The organism is Oscillospiraceae bacterium, from assembly GCA_015067255.1.
In the GTDB taxonomy this organism is placed as follows: Bacteria; Bacillota; Clostridia; order Oscillospirales; family SIG519; genus SIG519.
Map to the genome: position 1 here is coordinate 1 of SVMS01000052.1, position 4017 is coordinate 4017.

Annotated in this window: 3 protein-coding genes; all 3 read right to left on the reverse strand. The window is 37.5% G+C overall.

The features are described from left to right. Positions 1 to 253: 253 nt before the first annotated feature. On the reverse strand, positions 254 to 1561 hold the full coding sequence (locus tag E7480_08560) for a GHKL domain-containing protein (GenBank protein ID MBE6904638.1): 1308 nt from the start codon (positions 1559 to 1561) through the stop codon (positions 254 to 256). After that, on the reverse strand, positions 1561 to 2286 hold the full coding sequence (locus E7480_08565) for a response regulator transcription factor (GenBank protein MBE6904639.1): 726 nt from the start codon (positions 2284 to 2286) through the stop codon (positions 1561 to 1563). Before E7480_08565 ends, E7480_08560 begins: the two co-directional genes overlap by 1 nt. Positions 2287 to 2388: 102 nt before the next feature. Then, on the reverse strand, positions 2389 to 4017 hold a 1629-nt coding region (locus E7480_08570; protein MBE6904640.1), incomplete at its 5' end, for a mobilization protein.

Here is a 4017-nt window from a genome sequence, read left to right on the forward strand (position 1 = left end):
CAGGCACTCATTTGATTGAGTCCGCTTGACCTTATGCTGAATTTCGGGCAATATTGATACGGCCATACATTTTGTCCGTTTCGAGGCTCTCGAAATTCCTCGCTGTGTTCCATTTTTCTTAAAATTTCCCTGTCTGACAATGACATCACCTCTTTTGCATATAAAAAACCTACCTCTATTTTAGTTAGAAGTAGGTTAAAAATCAATATTCGTGGGACGAAACGCAATTTTGAGGGACGATTGGTTAAAATTTTTATTGACAAGGCACTTCTGCATCGTCATTTAACATAACTGCACAGGTAAAAATCTTGTTTTCCAAAGAGTAGCGTGCTTCTCCGAAATATCGCTCGGCTGACATTTTAATACTTTTAGTTCCGACACCGTTTCCTTTGCCTTTAGCTCTCTTTGGCATACCGTTTTCAAAAGGAACATCGAATGTGCAGGTGTTTTTGCAAACGATAAGAAGCTTTATGGCTTTATGATGAATTGAAAGCTCTATTCTTTTCTCTCCCTCGGAATTTTCACAGCCGTTTATGGCATTTTCAAGCATATTGCCGAGGATTGCAACAAGGTCAACATCGGATATATTGGTTTCTTCTTTCATATTTATGTCAAAAGCCATTTCTATGCCTTTTTTGCGTGCCTTTTTGTAATACGAAAAGATAATGTTATTGACAGTTTTATTTGCACAGAATTTTTGAAGTTTAGTTTCATCGCTGCGTTCATCAGTCTGTTTAAGATAATTTATAATCTCGGTATTTCCGGCAGCCTCCGCCATACTCAAAAGCATTTGGTTATGCAGTCTGTTGTCGTGGCGGATTTGTGTCGCCACGCTTTCAATTTCTTCCGTACTCTTTACTGCTTCAAGTAAAATTTTATTCTGTTGCTCAACCTCTTTTAAGTTTCTTTCTCTGCTCATTTGCTTTATAAATCTAAATATCAGCATATACACCGCTGTACAGAACAAAAGCAAGAACACAATGAAAGCAAGGCTGAATGTTGAATGGGTGCTGAATGCGTAATATATCATAAGTACGGGGAGCATAATGTAGGATAGTCCCGACACCAAAAGCAGTACACCGCTTGGCTTTTCGATTTCTTCACGATTGGCTGAAAAACGATTTTTAAGAAAATAATAGTATATTCCGAGCAGTATTATATTAAATGCCGAGCGGAGTATCCATATCGAAGGCTCCCAACCATTAAACAAGTGATTTGTCAGCACCATTACAACGACATAAACAGCCGCCCACACGCAGATATATGAAAAGAAAATGAAAAATGATTTTATAAATTTTCGTTTATCCTGCATTAAAAACACATAAAACACAATATATACAAGGCTTCCCACAATATAAAGAAGCGTAAAGGCTTTGCTTTCTACTCCGTAATTAAAAATTGTGAAGAGTGATAGAACCTCTGCTATGACAACCGACAGTGCAGCAAGCAAGCCTGTGGTTTTCTTGCTGTGAGCAGGATTTGTTGTGAGAAGATACAGCCATATTGCGTGGAAGATGTTATTCAATAAATTATTTATAATTGCATTGGTTGTTCCAAGCATCACACGATACCTCCCATATTGTAATAATCATAATACCTTTTCTCAAGCTCGGCATAACACCTACGGGGAATTTGCACCGTTTCGCCGTACTTAAAATATATTGTCTGCGGTGTTATCCTTACAACATAATCAAGATTGACAATAAAAGAAACACCAAGACGATAAAAATTATTTGCTTCTTCAAGCATTTCGTAAATGGCTTGATTGGTCATTCTTGTTTTTTCAATTTCTCTGTTTTTAATATGTATATTTTGATAGTTTTTTTGTGCTTCAATATATACAATGCTATCAAGGTCAACTCTTACAGCACCCGTACCGCTTGGAACGGTGATATGTTTCTCTGCCTTGTTTTTTTCGCTTATAGCAATATCCATTGCGTTACAAAAAGCATCGTAGGTGACGGGCTTTACAAGATAATGAATTGCATTTACGCCAAAGGCATCAATGCCATGATCAGTAGATGTCGAAACAAAAACAATACGGCTTTTTTTACCTTGCTGTTTCGTTTTCCTTGCTAAATCAATTCCATTTAAGGCTTTCATATAAATATCCAAAAAAATTATATCAAAGCTATCTGTATCGCAAATTACCGAACGTATTTCATCAGGCTCCGAAAAGCCAAAAGCGGAAATCTGCATTTGATTATCATTAGCATAGCGTTCTATATGTAATTTTAATTTTTCAATTTCATCGACAATATCATCACATATTGCAACCTTTATCATCTGCAAGACCTCCTTTCACTTACTTGACTTAACAATTATATCACTAAAATGTGTTTTTTTCAAGAATTTGGAGCTGATTTTGTCATTTTGCCGATAACTTTTTTACAACTCCAATTCATCATCACGGCTCTTGCGTTTTTGTTTGCGTTCTGCTCGTCTTTTTTCTTGTTGCTGATATTTGAGAATAAGCAGTTTTTCACGAATAGACATTTTTTCTTCTTTCAAGTTTTCGTGCAACAGCTCATTGTCAACTCTATTAACGACTTCATTAAGTGCCTTTGAATTTGCGCTCTTACCGCAAGTATAAACATATTCCGAAAACTCTTTTTCTTTTTGCGGTCTAATACGCAAGCGTTCCTCTATAAGCTCTAATTCATCAAAGCCTTGTGCGTTATCCCGTGTACCCCTAAACTCTGCAAGTGCCCATTCAAGCTCGGTTTTGTATTTTTCCTCTTGTTTCTCATACTTCTGTACCGCCGTTTCCATATCGGGAATACTCTTTTGGAGCTTGCCGACATCTTCGCCCTTTTCACAATTCATTTTCTTTAACTGCACACCCAAGTCTGTTTTAATTTCCTCTATTTCTTCGGTCTGCGTGGTTAAAATTTTTGAAAGCTCTATATGTTTTGGAATATTGATAACGGGTGTAGCTTTCTTTTTCTCTGTTGTTGCCTTTTTATCTTCAACCTTTGCTTTAAGCTGTGATAATATTTCGTCATATTTTTGTATGTTTTCTTTGGTAGTCTTTACTTTTTCAGCGGTGTCATTTTTTCTGTAATGTGCATCAAGTAAATGATAGGCAAACTGCATAACATTTTTACGCATTGTTTCAAGTGCATCTGCAATTTTAGGAATTGTATCAATAACAGCTTTAGCAAGATTTTTAACAACCTCTTTAAGCTCACGAAGTAGTTTGTTATCAGCCTTAATCTGCCTGTTGATTTCGCATCGCTCTGATGTGCCACCTTTTTTCTCAATTATTCTTGCGGTAACACCTTCGTGAATAGTAGGCTGTTCGTCAATCCCTCGTTCCTTATGGCTTCGGTGGTCTATTCGTTCATCAAGATTTTTACGCTCTAAATACAGATTATTTATATCTGCCCAATTTTTACGCCATATCAACAGTTGTTCCTCGCTGTTCCATCTTTCAGCGATAGGGTTTTGTCTGCCGTAGCGTGTACTTTTTGGGTATTTTGAAGCTCGTTCATAGCCGTGTAACTCTGCTTGTGATGGTGGCATATATACTTTCTTTTTGCCGACTATGTACTGATATTGTTTTTCCCAACCGTCAGCCTGTGCGGTTTTATATTCTGTTGCAGTAAAGCCTTTTTCTTCGCCGTCTTTTATACACAAATATTCTTTCTCGGTTTTTGCTTGCCATTTACCGTTTTCGCCAAGTGGTCTGACCGTAAGCATAATATGTGCGTGGGGATTATGTCCGTCTGTATCGTGAATACAGAAATCAGCACACATTCCGTCATTTACAAAATTCTCTTGCACATATTCCGTAAGCAAGGATATGTTTTCTTCTTTGGTTAGCTCCGTAGGCAAGGCAACAACAAACTCCCTTGCAAGTCTGCTATCCTTTGTCTTTTCTGCTTCCTCAACGGTGTTCCATAAAATGCTTCGGTCTTTCCATTCCGGCGGTGCTTGTGGTGGTAACAGCACTTGCTCATAGACAAGCCCTTGTTTTCTTGTGTAATCGTGCTGTATTCCGTCATAATCGTTATA